Annotated in this window: 22 protein-coding genes and 1 other RNA gene; 9 read left to right on the forward strand and 14 right to left on the reverse strand. The window is 61.2% G+C overall.

Annotated elements, in window-relative coordinates; genetic code table 11:
• Positions 1 to 2 precede the first annotated feature (2 nt).
• The 12 genes from ACQ4MM_RS19060 to ACQ4MM_RS19115 all read right to left on the reverse strand — a co-directional run bounded on the left by ACQ4MM_RS19060 (position 3) and on the right by ACQ4MM_RS19115 (position 10544).
• Positions 3 to 632: a glutathione S-transferase family protein gene (locus ACQ4MM_RS19060; protein WP_431478820.1), complete on the reverse strand. Its 630-nt coding sequence runs from the start codon at positions 630 to 632 to the stop codon at positions 3 to 5.
• A gap of 3 nt (positions 633 to 635) precedes the next feature.
• Positions 636 to 1100: a hypothetical protein gene (locus tag ACQ4MM_RS19065; RefSeq protein ID WP_431478821.1), complete on the reverse strand. Its 465-nt coding sequence runs from the start codon at positions 1098 to 1100 to the stop codon at positions 636 to 638.
• Positions 1101 to 1149: 49 nt separating this feature from the next.
• On the reverse strand, positions 1150 to 1638 hold the full coding sequence (locus tag ACQ4MM_RS19070; protein WP_431478822.1) for a TspO/MBR family protein: 489 nt from the start codon (positions 1636 to 1638) through the stop codon (positions 1150 to 1152).
• A 99-nt stretch (positions 1639 to 1737) separates the two neighbouring features.
• Positions 1738 to 2340, reverse strand: coding sequence for a PEP-CTERM sorting domain-containing protein (locus ACQ4MM_RS19075; protein WP_431478823.1), 603 nt, complete (start codon positions 2338 to 2340; stop codon positions 1738 to 1740).
• Positions 2341 to 2461: 121 nt separating this feature from the next.
• On the reverse strand, positions 2462 to 3196 hold the full coding sequence (locus ACQ4MM_RS19080; RefSeq protein ID WP_431478824.1) for a DUF6882 domain-containing protein: 735 nt from the start codon (positions 3194 to 3196) through the stop codon (positions 2462 to 2464).
• Between the two features lie 76 nt (positions 3197 to 3272).
• Positions 3273 to 4919 (reverse strand): chaperonin GroEL, encoded by a 1647-nt coding sequence (gene groL, locus ACQ4MM_RS19085; RefSeq protein WP_431478825.1) that lies wholly within the window; start codon positions 4917 to 4919, stop codon positions 3273 to 3275.
• Positions 4920 to 4955: 36 nt separating this feature from the next.
• A complete protein-coding gene (gene groES, locus ACQ4MM_RS19090) occupies positions 4956 to 5246 on the reverse strand; it encodes a co-chaperone GroES (protein ID WP_028101749.1) in 291 nt (96 codons plus the stop codon).
• A gap of 249 nt (positions 5247 to 5495) precedes the next feature.
• Complete coding sequence (gene pepA, locus ACQ4MM_RS19095) at positions 5496 to 6308, reverse strand: flocculation-associated PEP-CTERM protein PepA (protein WP_431478826.1); 813 nt, start codon at positions 6306 to 6308, stop codon at positions 5496 to 5498.
• A 324-nt stretch (positions 6309 to 6632) separates the two neighbouring features.
• Complete coding sequence (locus tag ACQ4MM_RS19100; protein WP_431478827.1) at positions 6633 to 7526, reverse strand: ThiF family adenylyltransferase; 894 nt, start codon at positions 7524 to 7526, stop codon at positions 6633 to 6635.
• Between the two features lie 5 nt (positions 7527 to 7531).
• On the reverse strand, positions 7532 to 8272 hold the full coding sequence (locus ACQ4MM_RS19105; protein ID WP_431478828.1) for an N-acyl amino acid synthase FeeM domain-containing protein: 741 nt from the start codon (positions 8270 to 8272) through the stop codon (positions 7532 to 7534).
• 200 nt (positions 8273 to 8472) lie between these two features.
• Positions 8473 to 9867 (reverse strand): ATP-binding protein, encoded by a 1395-nt coding sequence (locus ACQ4MM_RS19110; protein WP_431478829.1) that lies wholly within the window; start codon positions 9865 to 9867, stop codon positions 8473 to 8475.
• Positions 9864 to 10544: a response regulator transcription factor gene (locus tag ACQ4MM_RS19115; RefSeq protein ID WP_431478830.1), complete on the reverse strand. Its 681-nt coding sequence runs from the start codon at positions 10542 to 10544 to the stop codon at positions 9864 to 9866. Before ACQ4MM_RS19115 ends, ACQ4MM_RS19110 begins: the two co-directional genes overlap by 4 nt.
• 134 nt (positions 10545 to 10678) lie before the next feature.
• Between ACQ4MM_RS19115 and ACQ4MM_RS19120 the strand changes: the two genes are divergently transcribed.
• The 8 genes from ACQ4MM_RS19120 to ACQ4MM_RS19155 all read left to right on the forward strand — a co-directional run bounded on the left by ACQ4MM_RS19120 (position 10679) and on the right by ACQ4MM_RS19155 (position 14096).
• The gene (locus tag ACQ4MM_RS19120; protein WP_431478831.1) at positions 10679 to 10804 is read left to right on the forward strand and encodes a hypothetical protein; all 126 of its coding nucleotides are present in this window, start codon (positions 10679 to 10681) and stop codon (positions 10802 to 10804) included.
• A 65-nt stretch (positions 10805 to 10869) separates the two neighbouring features.
• Positions 10870 to 11091: a hypothetical protein gene (locus tag ACQ4MM_RS19125; protein WP_431478832.1), complete on the forward strand. Its 222-nt coding sequence runs from the start codon at positions 10870 to 10872 to the stop codon at positions 11089 to 11091.
• Positions 11088 to 11390, forward strand: a complete 303-nt coding sequence (locus tag ACQ4MM_RS19130) for a cell division protein ZapA (protein WP_431478833.1) — start codon at positions 11088 to 11090, stop codon at positions 11388 to 11390. The genes ACQ4MM_RS19125 and ACQ4MM_RS19130 overlap by 4 nt, the downstream gene beginning before the upstream one ends.
• 57 nt (positions 11391 to 11447) lie before the next feature.
• Positions 11448 to 11628, forward strand: a non-coding RNA gene (gene ssrS, locus ACQ4MM_RS19135) — 6S RNA.
• 65 nt (positions 11629 to 11693) lie between these two features.
• A complete protein-coding gene (locus tag ACQ4MM_RS19140; protein WP_431478834.1) occupies positions 11694 to 12158 on the forward strand; it encodes an EVE domain-containing protein in 465 nt (154 codons plus the stop codon).
• Positions 12158 to 12961, forward strand: coding sequence for a sulfite exporter TauE/SafE family protein (locus ACQ4MM_RS19145; RefSeq protein ID WP_431478835.1), 804 nt, complete (start codon positions 12158 to 12160; stop codon positions 12959 to 12961). Before ACQ4MM_RS19140 ends, ACQ4MM_RS19145 begins: the two co-directional genes overlap by 1 nt.
• A gap of 32 nt (positions 12962 to 12993) precedes the next feature.
• Positions 12994 to 13560 carry a chromate transporter gene (locus ACQ4MM_RS19150; RefSeq protein ID WP_431478836.1) on the forward strand — a complete coding sequence of 189 codons (567 nt, stop codon included), beginning with the start codon at positions 12994 to 12996 and terminating at the stop codon, positions 13558 to 13560.
• Positions 13557 to 14096, forward strand: a complete 540-nt coding sequence (locus ACQ4MM_RS19155; protein ID WP_431478837.1) for a chromate transporter — start codon at positions 13557 to 13559, stop codon at positions 14094 to 14096. The genes ACQ4MM_RS19150 and ACQ4MM_RS19155 overlap by 4 nt, the downstream gene beginning before the upstream one ends.
• On the opposite strand, the gene lgt is transcribed toward ACQ4MM_RS19155, so the two are convergent.
• Complete coding sequence (gene lgt / locus ACQ4MM_RS19160) at positions 14061 to 14882, reverse strand: prolipoprotein diacylglyceryl transferase (RefSeq protein ID WP_431478838.1); 822 nt, start codon at positions 14880 to 14882, stop codon at positions 14061 to 14063. The genes ACQ4MM_RS19155 and lgt overlap by 36 nt on opposite strands.
• Positions 14883 to 15791 (reverse strand): LysR family transcriptional regulator, encoded by a 909-nt coding sequence (locus tag ACQ4MM_RS19165; protein ID WP_431478839.1) that lies wholly within the window; start codon positions 15789 to 15791, stop codon positions 14883 to 14885. It lies immediately after the preceding gene.
• Positions 15792 to 15881: 90 nt separating this feature from the next.
• Here ACQ4MM_RS19165 and ilvD point away from each other — a divergent pair, with 90 nt between their 5' ends.
• Positions 15882 to 17747 (forward strand): dihydroxy-acid dehydratase, encoded by a 1866-nt coding sequence (ilvD, locus tag ACQ4MM_RS19170; RefSeq protein ID WP_431478840.1) that lies wholly within the window; start codon positions 15882 to 15884, stop codon positions 17745 to 17747.
• The last annotated feature ends 160 nt before the right edge of the window (positions 17748 to 17907 follow it).

Genomic DNA, 17907 nt, shown 5'->3' on the forward strand with positions numbered 1-17907 from the left:
TTTTACCATCCAGTTAATGCTTCGACTTCCGAAATGTGGCGCCAGCTTGGGCGGGCGCGCATCATGTCGGCATATTTTTGCAGCGCAGGCCATGCAGTTGCAGGGCGAGGCATATTACGCGACCAGCGCATATACATGGTCAGCATCAGGTCCGCGCCGGAGAATGTATCGCCCAGCAGGTAAGGGCCATTGTCGGCCAGGCGGGCATCCAGAGTCGCCCACATCGATTCGATGCGCTGCTGGATTGCAGTGCGCAGCGCGCTGTCTTCATTCGTGCTGGCGACGTCGGACGGGTAGAACCACAGCCGGAAGTTGCTGCCCAGGCTAACTGCCATCGTCACGATCAATTCATACCATTCGGCCCGTGCCAGCGAACCGGCCGGCGGCGCCAGGTTCGATTGCGGATGGCGTTCGGCCAGCATCATCATGAGGGCAGCCGATTCGGTGAAAGGCTTGCCGTCGATGAGGAGAGTGGGAACCTTGCCCTGTGGGTTGATGCGCAGGTATTCGGCGCTGCGCTGCTGGCCGCCATCGAGGTCGATTGCCACCAGATCGTAAGGCACGCCGATCTCTTTCAGCGCCGCATGGATCGCCAGGCTAGCCGCGCCGCGGCCGTAGTAGAGGGTGTACATGGTTTAGTCCTTCAGGCCTTTGCGCCATTGATCGATGGACATCAGTTCGCCGCTGACATCGTCTTCGACGAGGATTTCGCCGTTCACGTGCGAGACCAGGAAGCTGGCCACTGCCTGCGCCATATCGTCGCCGTTCTCTACGAAAATGAGCTGGTAGTACGGGCTGCCTTTCACATCGCGCGGCGCAGGATCTGTTTCAAGCAGCGCACCGTGCCGCTCGCCGCCGCTGCGTTTTTCGATGGTGTCCGCCAGGTGCTTCAGTTCTGGCAGCGCCATCAGCTTTTCAACTGCCTGGTCGCGGCTCACGTTCGCCTTTGCCGCTGGCATGGTCACTGGCGCCGGTGCTGCTGCGGATAACTGCGTAGCGGCCACGTTGGCTTTGTGATTGCTTGCATACCAGGCGCCGATACCGGCAAGAAGAAGTCCGGCAACAGTGCCGGCAATAGCGGATTTTCGGGAAGAAGACATATGTTGCGCATCCCTGCGGTGAAAGTGCGCCAATACTAACAGATCACAGTCACAGGATTGGGTTCTGGCGCCAGAGACTCCAGTTGAGCGTTGCCGCAAATGCAAGCCAGCACAGGTATGGCCACATCAGCGTTGAGGCAATCCGGCTCCTGGACCAGAATTTAATGATGACAATGGCGACCGCTGCGATCAGCGCAAGTATATCGATGAAGGCGAACAGACCGCTATGCCATCGAAAGAAGATCCAGCTCCACAAGGCATTCAGGCCTAGCTGCACGGCGAATAACACTGTCAATGCGGGATCGCGTTGGAATGCATGCTTGCGCCACATGATCCATGCCGCGATGGCCATCATGGCATAAAGCAGCGACCAGACGGGGCCGAATAGCGAGGCCGGCGGAGCCCAATTGGGTCGCTGCAATGCGTCGTAGAAAGTCTGCGCGTCGGTAGTTGCCAGCGCACCCAATGCGGCGGCAGTGAAGCAAGCGGCAAAGCTGGCAAGTAACGCCAGGGGCGCAAATTCTTTGTGGGTATCCATGCCTGTACAGCGTACACAAGGGCTCGATTTTTCGGCGCGACAATGAGAAAAGCCTGCGAGGCGCGAACCTGGCAGGCTTTAAAAACGGAGAGCGGACGCTTACTGCTTGCGGCGGCGCAGAGTAAAGCCCATCAGGCCGAGGCCAAGCAGCATCGAGGCGATGGTTGCCGGCTCAGGTACGGCCGTCAGCGATACGTTATCGAGCGAACCGCCAATGCTGTCGCTGATGCCGGAAGCCTGGAAGCTCAGGGTCGACAGGCTGCCGACGGCAAACATCGACAGGTCGATCTTGATCCAATTGGTCTTCGAAGTGAAGTTGTCGCCTTCGAGGTGCTTCAGCAGCGTGCCGTTCCACAGCACGTCGATGCCGTTGGTCTTGGCTGCAGTGTTTTCGCGTGGGGCGTAGTAGAAGGACAGGTCGTATTTGCCACCGGCGATGGTGTCGATGGTCTGGCTGATCCAGCTATTGGCGGTGGAGTCCAGTTCCAGGAAGTTGCTGCCGTTCTGCGCCGTGCCGGCGACGTTATTGCGCACCTCGACGCCTTTGGTGCCGACGGTCCAACCATCCAGTGCGGATTTGATGGTCCAGGAGCCGGAACCCACTCCATTTTTCTCAAAGCTGCCATTGGTGAGCAGTTCAATGGGGCCGGCCGAGGCGGCACCAGCAGCGAGGAACAGCATGACAGCAAGGAATTTTTTCATATTGTCTAAATTAAATTAGAGTTGCGCAAAGAATATCAAGATTGTAGCACGACAATTTGGCTTAAAAACAAAGAAGCCGATAAATTGCTGCAATTTGCCGGCTTTTGGTGCCTTATGGAAATTATTTGCGTAACTGGGCAGACATGACGATCATGAAGATAAAGCCGTTCTCGCTTGGTGCGCGATAGACGCCCAGTCCGCCAAGGATGTCGAGCGCCAAGGCTGTCATATGCCAGCCATCCTGCGCAGAGGCTTTCCACTTCGGGACGGTGAGAAGAGGGTAGCCGTGTTCTTCGCCAAACTCGCGCACGGCTTCGATGCGCGAACGAACCGGCTCGAGCAGGCTGAAATTCGCCCACGACCACATCCAGGTGTCGCTGGCCGTCGAAAGCGTGCCGACGAATTCGACGTCGGCCACCAGGTCGGGTTGCTCACCGCCTGAGAAGACCAATTGCGCGGTTTCCTGATAATAATCCCAGCGAGGATAGTCGCTGATCTGCAAATTTTCGAGCATCGATTTCTGCTTCGCCTGCTGCGCATCGCATTGCGTCTCGAGATATTCGGACCAGGCCGTCGCCGTGGCGTCATCCATGTTGGTGACGCTTTGCGCGATGCCGTCCTCGTAGCAGTGGCCGCACAGCATGCCGATATCGGCTTCGCCTTCGTTACTCTCGTTCCATTCGCCTTCGCGCTCGAAAGCTTCATTGCAGGCGGAACACCAGGCATCGCGCCAAGGCTCGTCTTGTTCCGGATAGCCGCAGTGCCACTTTTGGGCCGGGTTCGCGATCAGGTGTTTGCAAACAAAGGCGAATTGGCTTTCGCCGTGGGTGGGGCAGGTGATGGTTTCGTTCGTCATGGCGGCATGGTACATAAAAAAGCCTGCAAGGCGCAAACCTTGCAGGCTTTTTCGTCAGCGGTGAGGCTGTCGGCTATTACATCATGCCGTCCATGCCGCCCATGCCGCCCATACCGCCCATACCGCCCATGCCGCCGGCTGCTTTGTCTTCTACGACTTCAGCAACCATGCAGTCGGTGGTCAGCATCAGGCCAGCGATGGACGCTGCGTTCTGCAGGGCCGAACGGGTCACTTTAGCTGGGTCCAGAACGCCCATTTCAACCATGTCGCCGTAGGTGCCATTGGCAGCGTTGTAGCCGTAGTTGCCGGAACCAGCCAGCACTGCGTTCACAACTACCGAAGCTTCTTCGCCGGCGTTGGTGACGATCATGCGCAGCGGCTCTTCCATTGCGCGCAGGACGATCTTGATACCTGCGTCCTGGTCGGCGTTGTCGCCTTTCACCTTCAGGTTTGCGCGTGCGCGCAGCAGGGCTACGCCGCCGCCTGGCACAATGCCTTCTTCCACAGCTGCGCGGGTTGCGTGCAGTGCGTCTTCAACGCGGGCTTTCTTTTCTTTCATTTCGACTTCGGTGGCTGCGCCAACCTTGATCACGGCAACACCGCCGGCCAGCTTGGCCACGCGCTCTTGCAGTTTCTCGCGGTCGTAGTCGGAGGTAGCGCCGTCGATCTGGGTGCGGATCTGCGCCACGCGTCCTTCGATTGCGGAGGCTTCGCCTGCGCCGTCGATGACGATGGTGTTTTCCTTGCCGATTTCGATACGCTTGGCTTGGCCCAGTTCTGCCAGGGTGGCTTTTTCCAGGGTCAGGCCGACTTCTTCAGCCACAACTTGGCCGCCGGTCAGGATCGCGATGTCTTCCAGCATTGCCTTGCGACGGTCGCCGAAGCCAGGGGCTTTCACTGCGCAGGTCTTCAGGATGCCGCGGATGTTGTTGACCACCAGGGTCGCCAGTGCTTCGCCTTCGATGTCTTCAGCGATGATCAGCAGTGGACGGCCGGCTTTCGCTACTTGCTCCAGTACTGGCAGCAGGTCGCGGATGTTGGCGATCTTCTTGTCGCACAGCAGAACGAATGGGTTCTCCAGTACGGCAACTTGCTTCTCTTGGTTGTTGATGAAGTATGGGGACAGGTAGCCGCGGTCGAACTGCATGCCTTCCACGATGTCCAGCTCGTCGTGCAGGGACTTGCCGTCTTCCACGGTGATGACGCCTTCCTTGCCCACTTTTTCCATCGCTTCAGCGATACGGTCGCCGATCGAGGTTTCCGAGTTGGCGGAGATCGCGCCAACCTGGGCGATTTCCTTGGAGGTGGTGGTTGGCTTGGACATGGACTTCAGCTGTTCGACGGTGGCAGCAACTGCCTTGTCGATGCCGCGCTTCAGGTCCATTGGGTTCATGCCGGCGGCAACGTACTTCATGCCTTCGCGCACGATAGCCTGGGCCAGCACGGTGGCGGTGGTGGTACCGTCACCGGCGTTGTCGGAGGTCTTGGAAGCAACTTCCTTGACCATCTGCGCGCCCATGTTCATCAGTTTGTCTTTCAGTTCGATCTCTTTAGCGACCGAAACGCCGTCCTTGGTGACGGTCGGGGCGCCGAAGGAGCGCTCCAGCACCACGTTGCGGCCTTTAGGGCCCAGGGTGACTTTAACTGCGTTGGCGAGGATGTTCACGCCTTCGACCATCTTGGCACGTGCGGAATCGCCGAAAATGACTTCTTTAGCTGCCATGTTTGTTTCTCCTGAATTCTATCTAGGGGGCTGTGATTACTTCTGAACCACGGCCATGATGTCTTCTTCGCGCATTACCAGCAGTTCCTGGCCGTCAACTTTAACGGCTTGGCCGGCGTATTTGCCGAACAGAACGCGGTCGCCCACTTTCACTTCCAGAGCACGCACGGTGCCGTTGTCAGCAACTTTGCCGTTGCCAACTGCCAGCACTTCACCCTGGTCTGGCTTTTCAGCGGCTGCATCAGGGATGATCAGGCCGGACGCGGTCTTGGTTTCCTGGTCCAGGCGTTTGACGATGACGCGGTCATGCAAAGGGCGAAGGTTCATACAAAACTCCTTTTACTCGGTTTATTGACAGTTGTTAGCACTCTCGGCTAACGAGTGCCAACAATTATAGGGACGACACTTTCCCTTTTCAAGGGAATTTCTTTGCGATTGATCAAGCGTTGGTTTGATAGCAATCATGCCAGAGTGGCAATGACGGGGCGCGCGAGTGGCCGGGAGGGGGGGGAAGCGGAGGGCTGCCACAAATGAAAATGGGACCGTCGCCGGTCCCATCTTCGTCAAGCAGCGGGATTAACGCTGTTTGCGGCGATACACGCCAGACATGCCGAGCAGGCCGATGCCGAGCAGGCCCAGCACGCCAGGTTCAGGGATTGGGGCGACGAAGTCGAGGATGCCGCCTTCCTGGGTGATGGCGATGTCGAGAGCATTGGTGCAGTCTACGGTATCGCAATCCACGCCTTGCGTGGTGTTGTTGAATGCCGCGAACGATGCGGTGTAGAACGGATCCGGATCGAAGAAGTAGTCCTTGCCTTCAGCGGTCAGGAACCAGCTCATGGTGACGTTCTGGAACACGCCGCCCAGGTTGTCGATGCCGCCGACACCGTTGTAGGCGAAGTCGGACCATGCCAGCTGGGTTTGTGCGCCGGCAAAGTTGACCGATGGATCGGTCCCGACCACGGCCTGGTTATAGGTGTTGTCGTTGCCGACATCAGCCCACAGCTGCAGCGACAGGGCGGTCGGGGTACAGGATACGCCCGGGCCAAGAATGCCGCTGCAAGAGAAGTCCTGGTGGAAGGTGGCGTACAGGCCGTAGTCGAAGTTGACACGGGTATCCGCGGTCGACACGTTATTCGAATTCAGTGAAAAGCCGCTGAAGACGATATAGCCGTTCGACACGTAGTTGTTGCCGACGCCGGTATAGGCTACGCGTGCCGACGACACGCCGTTGAGGGCGTCAGCCGTGAAGATGTTGCCAGCAGGTGCCAGTCCGGTTGGGTTCACCTGGAAAGAAGGTGCAGCGGCTGCGCTGCCGGTCGCCAGTGCGCCAAATGCTAGCAGCATGCTGGCGGCCAGGCCGCGAACGCTAGGTGTGAGAATCTTCATTACATTTCTCCGTTGAGAGGATAAAGCACCAGTTTTGGGATGACTGAGCACTAATTTTGATCAGGTCATGATCCTTATCAAAGCAATACGTATGCCACATTTAAAATACGACAAAAAAACAAACGCTTAGTATTAACTTTCAAACCATGTTGTTTGCGTATGGTGGCATGTTCTGTAAAATATTCCGACATGTAGCTTCTTAATATTAAGTAGCAAATTCAATGACTTGTATGAGATATTTGGTGAGCATTCGCAGCTGTTGAGATTTTGTGTGACTTTTTATTCTGCGGGCGCGGTGAGTATTAATTTAATATTAATCGGCATTTATTTCGATTGCTCGGCCAGCATGGCCGAGAATTTGCGCTTGGCGAATTGGATAGTGAGCCAGTTCAATGGGTGGCGATTGCCTCCGGGGCGCCAGGTGGTAATGAATTTGTCACGGTAGGCGTCGTACTGGAAGCCATGGGGCGCGGCAAGCAGCTTGCCGCGCTTGAGCATCATCTTGATGGCCTGGGTGGCCGCCACGCCGGAACATAGCTGGCAAGCCATGGAGGTCGAAGCGCCGCGACGCTCGGCCAGGTTGATCCCGCCGGGCACCAGGTAGCTGCGGTGCAGGGCGGCCGGCGCCAGCCCGACCAGGAAGCGTATCGCCATGTCGAGCTCCGGCAAGTCGCCCCAGCCGAAGTATTCTTCAAAGGTCATGGCGCCGGGGACGAAGTTCAGGCCCGCCACGCTCATGCCCAGCGGCGCCGCGCAGGTGGCCGGCACGCCCAGGGCCTCGCACATGGCATAGGTTTGCTTGCGTGCTTCGAAGGCGAAGAAGTCGAGCCCGTCGACATACACGTCTGCCCCCTGCAGGAAATCGCGCAGGTTGCCCTGGTTGACGCCTTGCGGGAAGGTGCGGATTTTCACCTCCGGGTTGATGTCGCGCGCCATGCGCGCCATCACGTCGACCTTGGGCTGGCCCAGCGTCGACATGAAGGCGCCGGCCTGGCGGTTGAAGTTGGGGATGTCGAAGGTGTCGAAGTCGGCCAGGTGGAAAGCGCCCACCCCCATGCGCGCCAGCGTCAGCAAATGCACGCCGCCCACACCGCCGGCGCCGGCAATCGCCACGCACTTGTTGCGCAACGCCTCTTGCTCCGCCTCGGTAACCCAGCCGATATTGCGCGAGAAGGCTTGCGCATAATCGAACTGGCGTTCGGTGTTGGATTCAGCCATGGCGCTTATTCCTGTTCCCGTAGCCGATGGATGATTCCTGCTTCTTCATGCTGCGAGAAGAACAGCGGATAGAAAGAACGCTCATCGGAATCGGGCTGGCCGCCGAAGCGGCGGATCTGCTCTTTCATATACGACAGCTCGATATGCATCAGCACCCCGCGCACATTGACGCGCGGGTTGACCACCTCTTCGCCGAGCTGGCGGAAGCCAAGCATGCGCTGGTAGAACTGGCGATGGCGCGGCGTCACTTCGATGAACAGCACGTCGTAGCGATGGATGTCGTAAGCGAACATGACGGCCAGATGGATCAGGGCCGCCAGGTAGTTTTTCGATTTTGGCCCCATGTCGAAGGCCAGCTTGATGAATTCGCAGACGCGTTTGCCGCGCGCCCGGAAGGCGTCGATCTCGGCGCGGAACAGCTGGTCGGCCAGGATGCCGGATGGGCTGTCCAGCCCGAGAGTGAGCGTGCCGACCGCTTCATCACGGCTGTGTGCCATGAGCGTGACGCGGTTTGGATCATCGGATAGCGCATGGGTGCCTTCCAGGCCACGCCAGGCGTACATCTTGTGAATCAGCATGCTCGCCTTGCTACGCCCTTCGGGCGTGTCGACTAATCTGATTCCGAAGGTGTTCTCCCCGGTGACGATGTCCTGCATTTCCGCCAGCAAGCGGTCATCGCGAAAGGGGTCGTCGGCGCGCGTCGCATCCAGCGCAGGGTCGACCCGTTCGACCTGCTTGTACTGCATAGTCCCTCCCAGCATAACTTTGTCAAAATTTGTGGTCTTTTCGTAAATAAATAATGACAAGTTCAGCTTGCTATCGCAACGGCAGCTCATGCAATCGTGCGCGGCATGGGCGCGGCGGCGCGTCCGCACTATGAGCGCGGGGTGTTTTGCGTTTCCGGACGGTTATATTTCTTGGGAGCTTGATACGACTGGAATGCTAGTCAGTTGTCGCTTTCGCCTGCCGGCAAGGTCAGGCTGAAGGTGACCTGGGCCGGCGTGCAGTCGGACAGGCGCAGTTCGCCGCCGTGGGCACGGGCGATTTCGCGCGCCAACGCCAGGCCCAGTCCCACCCCTGCCACGCGGCGGTTGTAGGCATGGCCGGCGCGGTAAAAGCGGTCGAACAGGCGGTCGCGCTGTTCGAAGGCGATGCCGGCGGAGGCGTTCGCCACGTCGATGTGCCAGCCGGTGGCGCTGCGGCGGCCGGTGATGGCGATCCAGCCTTCCGGCACGCCGTATTTGACCGCGTTGCTGACCAGGTTTTGCAGCACCTGGCGCAGCAGGTCGGCATCGCCGCGGGCCGGCATGCGTGGCGGCAGGTCGAGCCGCAACGGGCGCTCGGGCGCCATCATGTCCAGGTCGTCGACCAGCTCGCGCAGGACCGGCACCAGGTCGAGCGCTTGTAGCGGGATCTGCAGCTGGCCGGCATCGGCGCGCGACAGCATCAGCAGCTTGCGCACCACGTTGTCGAGGCGGCGCACTTCATCCAGCATGTCGGCCAGCGACTGCTCCAGTTCCGGGTAGGCGCCGGCGCGTTCGAACGCGCGTTCCAGTTCGCCCTGCAGGATTGAGACCGGTGTGCGCAGTTCGTGCGCGGCATCGCCCGAGAAACGCGCCGACTGCAGGAAGCTGCGCTCCAGCCGGTCCAGCATATCGTTGAACACGGTGACCAGGCGTTCGAATTCCAGCACCTCTTCGTCGGCTGCCACGCGCTGCCGCAAATCGCTGGCGCGGATGCGTTCCATCACGCCGCTCAGGTGCTCGATCGGGCGCATGGCGCGGCCGGCCAGGTACCAGGCCACAGCGCCCACCGCCAGGCAAAGCAGCACCACCGCGCCGCCAAAGCGCCAGATGGTCGCCCTTAGCTGGGCTTCGGACAAGGTGGTGTTCACGCCCAGCTGCACCAGCACGCTGCCGCGCCGCGTCTGGCCGATGCGCCACTGGGTGCCGCCGCCATAGTAAGTGCGCAATTCGCTGTCGGCCGCTTCCGGCACCAACAGGGAGTTGGGCCAATTCGGGCTTTGGTACAGCAGGCCGGCCTGGTCGTCGACCGCCCGCAGGATGGCGAAATTTTCGGTGCTCTCGATCGGTGCGAAGCCGCTGAAACTGGCGTTCAGGTGGGCGTCGATGGAGGGCCATACGGTCAGCGCCCTGGTGCCGAAACCCGGTCCCGCCAGGTGCGCCACCATCATGCGGTCCAGGATGCTGGCGCGGCGTGCGACGACGACCAGGGATGAGGCGACGAACAGTGCTGCGATCACGCCAACGGCAAGCCCGGTCGTGATCAGCGCAATGCGGATGCGGAAGGAGCGGATGAACGGCCGGCGCGCAGGCTTCATGCGTCGCCGTCCGGCTTGCGCAGGCGGTAGCCGACGCCGCGCACGGCTTCGATGGCGACATGCTCCGGCAAGGCCAGCTTTTTGCGCAGGCGCTGGATGCAGACATCGACCATATTGGTTTGCGGATCGAAGTCGTAGCCCCACACATGCTCGAGGATCTGGGTGCGGGTATAGACCCGGCCCGGCGCGCGCATCAGGTATTCCATCAGGTTGAATTCGCGGCTGGTCAGCTCGACTTCGCGGCCATCGAGTTCGGCCACGCGCGACAGGCGGTCCAATTTGAGCGGGCCGGCCGTCAGCACATTCTGCCGTTCGCCGCTCACGCGGCGCAGCAGGGCGTGGATGCGGGCGATCAGTTCTTCCACGTAGAACGGCTTGGCCAGGTAATCGTCGGCGCCCAGGTTCAGGCCTTCCAGCCGATCGTCCAGCTCATTGCGGGCGGTGAGCAGGATCACCGGCGTGTCGCGGCCGTCGCGGCGCAGGGCTTTCAGAATCGCCAGGCCGTCGCGGCCCGGCACCATGATGTCGAGCAAAATGATGTCGTACTGGCGTGACAGCGCGTAATCGTAGCCCTGGTTCCCATCTTCGCAATGGTCCACCAGGATGCCTTGTTCGCGCAATCCGCTGCATACAAAGCTCGCGATCCGCTGTTCGTCTTCTACCAGTAGGGCTTTCATGCCAAGCATTGTCAGGAAATGCGAAAGCGCCGTCAATGCAGGCGGTGCTCGATTACAGCTTTGTAATCAAGGCGTGCGGTCTCCTGTCATTTTCGGCTGGTGTAATGGCGGGGTTCAATCACGGGAGACAGACCATGAGCCTCGCCATCTGGTTCAGGGAACTTGGCAATGACCTGGCCGATATCTGCGGCGCGTTCAAGGACGTGTGCATCGACATCGCGGCGGCGGCGCGGAAGATCGCAGGGCACGCTTACAAATGAGCTACAATCGTAAGCATGTATAACACCAGGTTGACCGTACAATCGTGCGGCTCTATAGTTTCGGGATGATCGCTGACTTCCAAGAACTTTCCGACAAAATCGACCGCCTTGCGGAGCTCGCGCAATCCTTGCGCCGCGAGAACGCTCAGTTGCGCCAGGCCAATGCAGCCTTGGTGGCCGATAATCTTGAACACCAACGCCGCCTCGGGGAAGCGCACGCACGCGTGATGGCGCTGCTGGATAAAATTCCTGCCGCCGAAGCAGACATTCCTGAGGATGCACAATGATCCATGTCGACGTGACCATCATGGGCCAGGCCTACAAGCTGGCATGCAAGGCCGACGAAGAACGCGCACTGCGCGAAGCGGCCAACCTGCTCGACAAAAAGATGAGCGCAATCCGCGACGCCGGCAAGATCAAGGGCAATGACCGCATCGCCGTGATGGCGGCATTGGGCATGGCGGCTGAATTCCTGGCATCGAAAACCGCCAACGGCGGCCCGTCCATGCTGGAAGTGCAGGAGAAGCTGGGCGCCATGCACAAGGTGCTCGACAATGCGCTGACCCCGCAAGAGAATCTCTTCTAATTCCCAAAAATTGTCTTAAAGGCCTTTCCCCAAAAACGTTTGAGGAGTAAACTTCGTGTCACCCTGCGGTGTTCGAGATTTGCCATATATTCCTTGAACCATTTACATGCATCGGTTGTGGAAATTTGTTCGGCGGGCGTGAGCGTCACTAGTCTGATGAACCCGAAGTTGAACTAACTGCAACCACCTTGAACCGTAAGGTTCGGGATGCCGGCATAACGGCACAGGCGGGGCCTCATTCCATAAAAGCGGTTGCGTGCACCTGAGGGTGCGCAACCGTTTTTTTACGCCCAGAGGAGCGCCATGCAATATTGGTTGATGAAGTCTGAGCCCGACGAAGTCAGCATCGACGATGTGATGTCTGCCAAAGGCAAGACAGTGCCGTGGTTCGGTGTGCGCAACTACCAGGCCCGCAACTTCATGCGCGACGCGATGAAGGTCGGCGACGGCGTCCTGTTCTACCATTCCTCCTGTCCCGAGCCGGGCATTGCCGGCATCGCGGAAGTGGTCAGCGGCCCTTATCCCGACGCCACCCAGTTCGATCCCAAGAGCCATTATTACGATGCGAAGGCGACGCAAGAGCAGCCGCGCTGGATTTCCGTTGACGTGAAGGGGATGCGCAAGACGCGCCTGCTGCCGCTGGCGGAAATGCGTTCGCTGCCGCAGCTTGAAGACATGGTGGTGCTGCAAAAGGGCAGCCGCCTGTCGATCACGCCGGTCACGCCGGCCCAGTGGAAGCATGTGATGGCGCTGCTGAAGGCCGATTGATGGATTGGAGTCTGATCGGCATCCTGCTCCTGATGGGGGCTGGCGGCGGATACGCGGCGGGCTTGCTGGGGATTGGCGGCGGCATGGTGCTGGTGCCCTTCATTACCATGATCTTCACGGCCAGGGGATTTGCACCCGGGCTGGTGGTGCATATGGCGATTGCGACCTCGCTGGCGACGATCATGTTCACTTCCTTGTCTTCGGTGCGGGCGCACCACCGGCATGGCGCGGTGCGATGGCGCATCGTGGCGCTGCTGGCGCCGGGCATCGTGATCGGTTCGTGGATTGGGCCGTGGATCGGAAAGCAGATGAATGCTTCGGCGCTGTCGCTGCTGTTCGCGCTGTTCGTGGCGTTTTCGGCAGCGCAGATGCTGCGCAACAAGAAGCCTTCCGGCGGGCGCGAATTGCCAGGCACGGCGGGCATGTTCGCCGCCGGCGGGGTAATCGGCACCATGGCTGGGCTGGTCGGCGCCGGCGGCGGGTTTATCTCGGTGCCGTTCATGGCGTGGTGTAATGTGCGCATTCACCAGGCGGTAGCAACCAGCGCGGCGCTGGGTTTCCCGATCGCCTTGTCAGGCACCTTGTCGAATATTTACTTTGGCTGGTCGGAGCCTGGCTTGCCGGCGCATTCGCTGGGCTTTGTCTACCTGCCGGCACTGGCCGTGATCGTCGCCGCCAGCGTGGCCATGGCGCCGCTCGGCGCGCGCATGGCACACAAGATGGATGTGGCGGCGCTCAAGCGCGTCTTTGCCGTGGTGCTGTTTGCACTGGCAGGCTATATGTTCTATCACGCATGTACCTGAGGGGATGCGCGGCGTAGCAAGGGAGGGATGCGATGCAGGATGCACGGGTCGGCAGCTGGGCGCTGTTCAAGGTTTTCTCGCACATGGCGATACAGGGCTTTGGCGGCGTGCTGCCCTTTGCCTACCGCCACCTGGTCGAACGGACGCAGTGGCTGACGGCCGCTGAATTCGGCCAGCTCCTCAGCATTGCCCAGCTTCTACCCGGTCCCACCATCTGCAACCTCTCGGTCATGGTCGGCCAGCGCTATGCCGGCGTGGCCGGCGGCTTCTCGGCGCTGGCGGGGCTCCTGCTTGGCCCGTTCTTCATTGTGATCGCGCTGGGTGCAGCCTATCAGGGCCTGGCGCACCATCCACTGTTCGTCAACGCCATGCGCGGCATGGCGGCCGCGGCGTCGGGCCTGATCCTGGCGACCGCGCTCAAGCTGGCGGTCGGCATGCTGCGCGGTACGACCCAGCGTGCGCGCCGCGCGGTGCAGCTCGCGCTGCTGGCAGCGGCGTTCGCCGGCCTGGGCGTGGCGAAGGTCGGGCTCATCACGGTGGTGGCCACGCTGGTGCCGATCGGCTTCCTGCTGTTTGCCTTCGTCTGGAGGAAACCATGAACGACGACGTCAAACTGGGCGGCCTCGCCTGGCACCTGGCGCTGCTGTCGTTGACGGCAATCGGCGGCGGCGTGGTGCTGGTCGCGCCGGATGTGCACCATTACGTCTCGGTGCAGAACCACTGGCTGACAGACCAACAGTTCGCTGCCATGTACGCGCTGGCGCAAGCGGCGCCTGGCCCGAACCTGCTGTTCGTGACGCTGATCGGCTGGATGATCAAGGGCTGGCTGGGCGCGGTCGTGGTGACCCTGGCGGCGATCGTGCCTTCGTCTTGCCTGGTGCTGGCGCTGGGGACGGTCATCAACCGCCATGGCGGCGGGGAAGGGCGCTGGGCCGGCGCGCTGCGCGATGCGCTGGCGCCGCTGGCGGCCGGCATGCTGGCCGGCGCCGCGTGGACGTTCCTGAGCGTGGCCGGCGCCGGGTGGCGCGGCATCGTGCTGGCGCTGGCCGCCGCAGCGGCGGCCTATGCGACCAAATTGAATCCGCTGTGGCTGATCGCCCTAGGCGCGCTGGCCGGCGCTATTGGGCTGGTTTGAGCGGTAGGCCCACACCAGCATGGCGATGGCGCCGACGATCATCGGCAGCGACAGCATCTGGCCGGAGGTGATCGGCAGGCCGGCCACGGTGATCTCCCAGTCCGGGGTGCGGAACCACTCGGTGAAGAATCGCGCGCAGCCATACAGCAGCACGTACAGTGCGCCGACCGCCAGGCGCGGACGGGCCTTGCGGGCGAAGGGCCACAGGATGCAGAACACCAGGATGCCGTCGACCAGCATCTGGTAGATCGCCGAAGGGTGGCGTGGCAACGGACCTACATTTGGATAGATCATCGCCCAAGGCAGGTTCGGATCGCTGACGATGCGTCCCGGCAGTTCGGCGTTGATGAAGTTGCCCATGCGGCCGGCGGCATAACCCAGCGGCACCAGCGGCGCGATGAAGTCATACACGTCCAGCAGGTTGCGCTTGCGTTTGCGCGCCCACAGCGCCATGCCGATCAATACGCCGAGGAAGCCGCCGTGGAAGCTCATGCCGCCTTCCCAAACCCTGAGGATGCGCAGTGGCGTCAGCAGCATTTCCGGCTGGTAGAAGAATACTTCGCCCAGGCGTCCGCCCATGATCACGCCCAGCATGCCGTAGAACAGCATGTCGTCCAGGTCTTCCTTGGTCCAGCCTTGCTTGGCGATATGCGGCTGCTTGATGCGCAGGCGGCCAAGTCCGATGAACATGGCAAAAGCCAGCACGTACATCAGGCCATACCAGTGGATCGCCACAGGGCCCAGGTGGATGGCAACCGGGTCGGGCATTGGATGCATTAACGGCATTCAGATTCTCTTTCTCATCAATTCCAAAAAGCCGCGCAGCACGGGCGAGGCATTGTCGCGCCGCCAGGCCAGGCCGGTTTCCACCAGCGGCGTGCTCTGGACCAGGGGCAGGTACTCCACCCCGGGCCGGCGCAAATTCGACACGGATTGTGGCACAAGTGCGATACCCATGCCAGCCGATACAAGGCTGACGATGGTCTGCATCTGGATCGCTTCCTGCCCCACCTCGGCGGTGATGCCGGCTTCGCGGAACACCGACAGGATGGCATCGTACAGCCCGGGCGAGATATGGCGCGGGAAAATGATCAGCGGCAGGCCGGCCAGCTTGCGCAAATCGGCGGCGCCGCCTGGCTTGCCTGCGCGCGCCAGGGCCGGCAATCCCGCCGGCGCGGCCAGCACCAGCGGTTCGCTCAGTACGGGCAGGTAATCGAGCTCCTGGCGCGCGCGGTCGGGCAGGGGAGGGATCAGCAGGCCGGCATCGACCCGGCCTTCCAGCAGGTCGTCGAGCTGCAGGTCGGAGGTTGCTTCCTTCAGCGTGATTTCAACTTGCGGGTACTCGGCGCGGTAAGCGCGCAGGGTGGGCGGCAGCACGCTGTAATCGGCTGAGGATACGAAAGCCAGCGACAATCGGCCGCTGGCGCCGGTGGCGGCGCGCTGCACCAGTTCCGCCAGCGCGGCCGATTGTTCAAGAAGCCGGCGCGCCTCCGGCAGCAGGGCTTCGCCGGCAGCAGTCAGCGCCACGCCGCGCCGGTTGCGTTCGAACAGCGCAGCGCCCAGCAGCTCTTCCAGCGCCATGATGGTTTGCGACAGCGGCGGCTGAGTCATATGCAAGCGGCGCGCGGCGCGGCCGAAATGCAGCTCCTCGGCGACGGTAGCGAAATAGCGCAGCTGGCGAAGTTCGATATTCATTCGCAAAGCATATCACAGCAGTGCTTATCATATATTTGACAACCTGTCAGGGGCAAGGCACTCTTAGACTCTTACCGAGGAGACCCCACCATGCCGCAATACCGTTCCTACACCACCACCCAAGGCCGCAACATGGCTGGCGCCCGCGCGCTGTGGCGTGCCACCGGCATGAAAGATGGCGACTTCAATAAGCCGATCATCGCAGTGGTCAACTCCTTCACCCAATTCGTACCGGGCCACGTCCACTTGAAGGACCTGGGTCAGCTGGTTGCACGCGAGATCGAAGCTTCCGGCGGCGTGGCCAAGGAATTCAATACCATTGCAGTCGACGACGGCATCGCCATGGGCCACGGCGGCATGCTGTACTCGCTGCCATCGCGCGACCTGATCGCCGATTCGGTGGAATACATGGTGAACGCCCACTGCGCCGACGCCATGGTCTGCATTTCCAACTGCGACAAGATCACCCCGGGCATGCTGATGGCAGCCATGCGCCTGAACATTCCGGCGATTTTCGTTTCCGGCGGCCCGATGGAAGCGGGTAAGGTCATCAAGGCCGTCAACGGCGGCGAGAAGATCATCAAGCTGGACCTGGTTGACGCCATGATCAAGGCTGGCGACAGCAGCGTATCCGATGCCGACGTGGCGGAAATCGAGCGCTCGGCCTGTCCGACCTGCGGTTCCTGCTCCGGCATGTTCACCGCCAACTCGATGAACTGCCTGACCGAAGCGCTGGGCCTGTCCCTGCCCGGCAACGGCACCATCGTCGCGACGCATAGCGACCGCAAGGAACTGTTCCTGCGCGCCGGCCGCCTGATCGTGGACCTGGCCAAGCGCCACTACGAGCAGGACGACTACAGCGTGCTGCCGCGCTCCATCGCCACCAAGGAAGCGTTCGAGAACGCGATGGCGCTGGACGTGTCGATGGGCGGCTCCACCAACACCGTGCTGCACCTGCTGGCCGCGGCGCACGAGGCGGGAGTGCCGTTTACCATGGCCGACATCGACCGCATCTCGCGCAAAGTACCTTGCCTGTGCAAGGTAGCGCCGATGACCGACAAGTACCACATTGAAGACGTGCATCGCGCTGGCGGCATCATCTCCATCCTGGGCGAACTGGCGCGCGCCGGCCTGCTGGACATCAGCCAGCACACCGTGCACAGCGCCACCATGGGCGAGGCGATCGAGAAATACGACGTCAAGCGCAGCGACGACGCAGCCGTACACCAGTTGTTCCGCGCAGCGCCGGGTGGCGTGCCGACCCAGGTGGCGTTCTCCCAATCCGAACGCTATGCCTCGTCGGACCTGGATCGCAGCACCGGCTGCATCCGCGACCTGGAGCACGCCTACTCGAAAGACGGCGGCTTGGCGGTCCTGTACGGGAACATCGCCGAGAAGGGCTGCATCGTGAAAACCGCCGGTGTCGATGAATCGATCCTGAAGTTCAGCGGCAAGGCACGCGTATTCGAAAGCCAGGACGCGGCGGTGGAAGGCATCCTGGGCGATACCGTGCATGAAGGCGACGTGGTCATCATCCGCTACGAAGGCCCGAAAGGCGGCCCGGGCATGCAGGAAATGCTGTACCCGACTTCGTACATCAAATCGAAAGGCCTGGGCAAGGCGTGCGCGCTGTTCACCGACGGACGTTTCTCCGGCGGCTCGTCCGGCCTGGTGATCGGCCACGCCTCGCCGGAAGCGGCGGAAGGCGGCGCGATCGGCCTGGTGGAAGAAGGCGACATGATCGACATCGACATCCCATCGCGCACCATCAACCTGCGCGTAACGCCGGAAACGCTGGCGCAACGCCGTGCCGCAATGGAAGCGCGCGGCGCCGACGCCTGGAAACCGCTCAACCGCGAGCGCTACGTCTCGCAAGCGCTGCAAGCCTACGCCGCGCTGACCACCTCCGCCGACCGCGGCGCAGTGCGCGACCTCAGCCAGCTCGCTCGTAAGTAATTGAAAGTCGGGGTCAGCTCCGGCAATCGGACATTTCGCTTGCGAAATGTCCGATTGCCGGAGCTGACCCCGACTTTCATCTGAAGCCCAACTCCCCGCGACAAAGACAGGTTCAAACAGCGTTTTCCCACGAAATTATGATGGTGCCGTATCGTCGTGC

The sequence above is a fragment of the Massilia eburnea genome (assembly GCF_050709955.1).
Lineage (GTDB): Bacteria > Pseudomonadota > Gammaproteobacteria > Burkholderiales > Burkholderiaceae_D > Rugamonas > Rugamonas eburnea_A.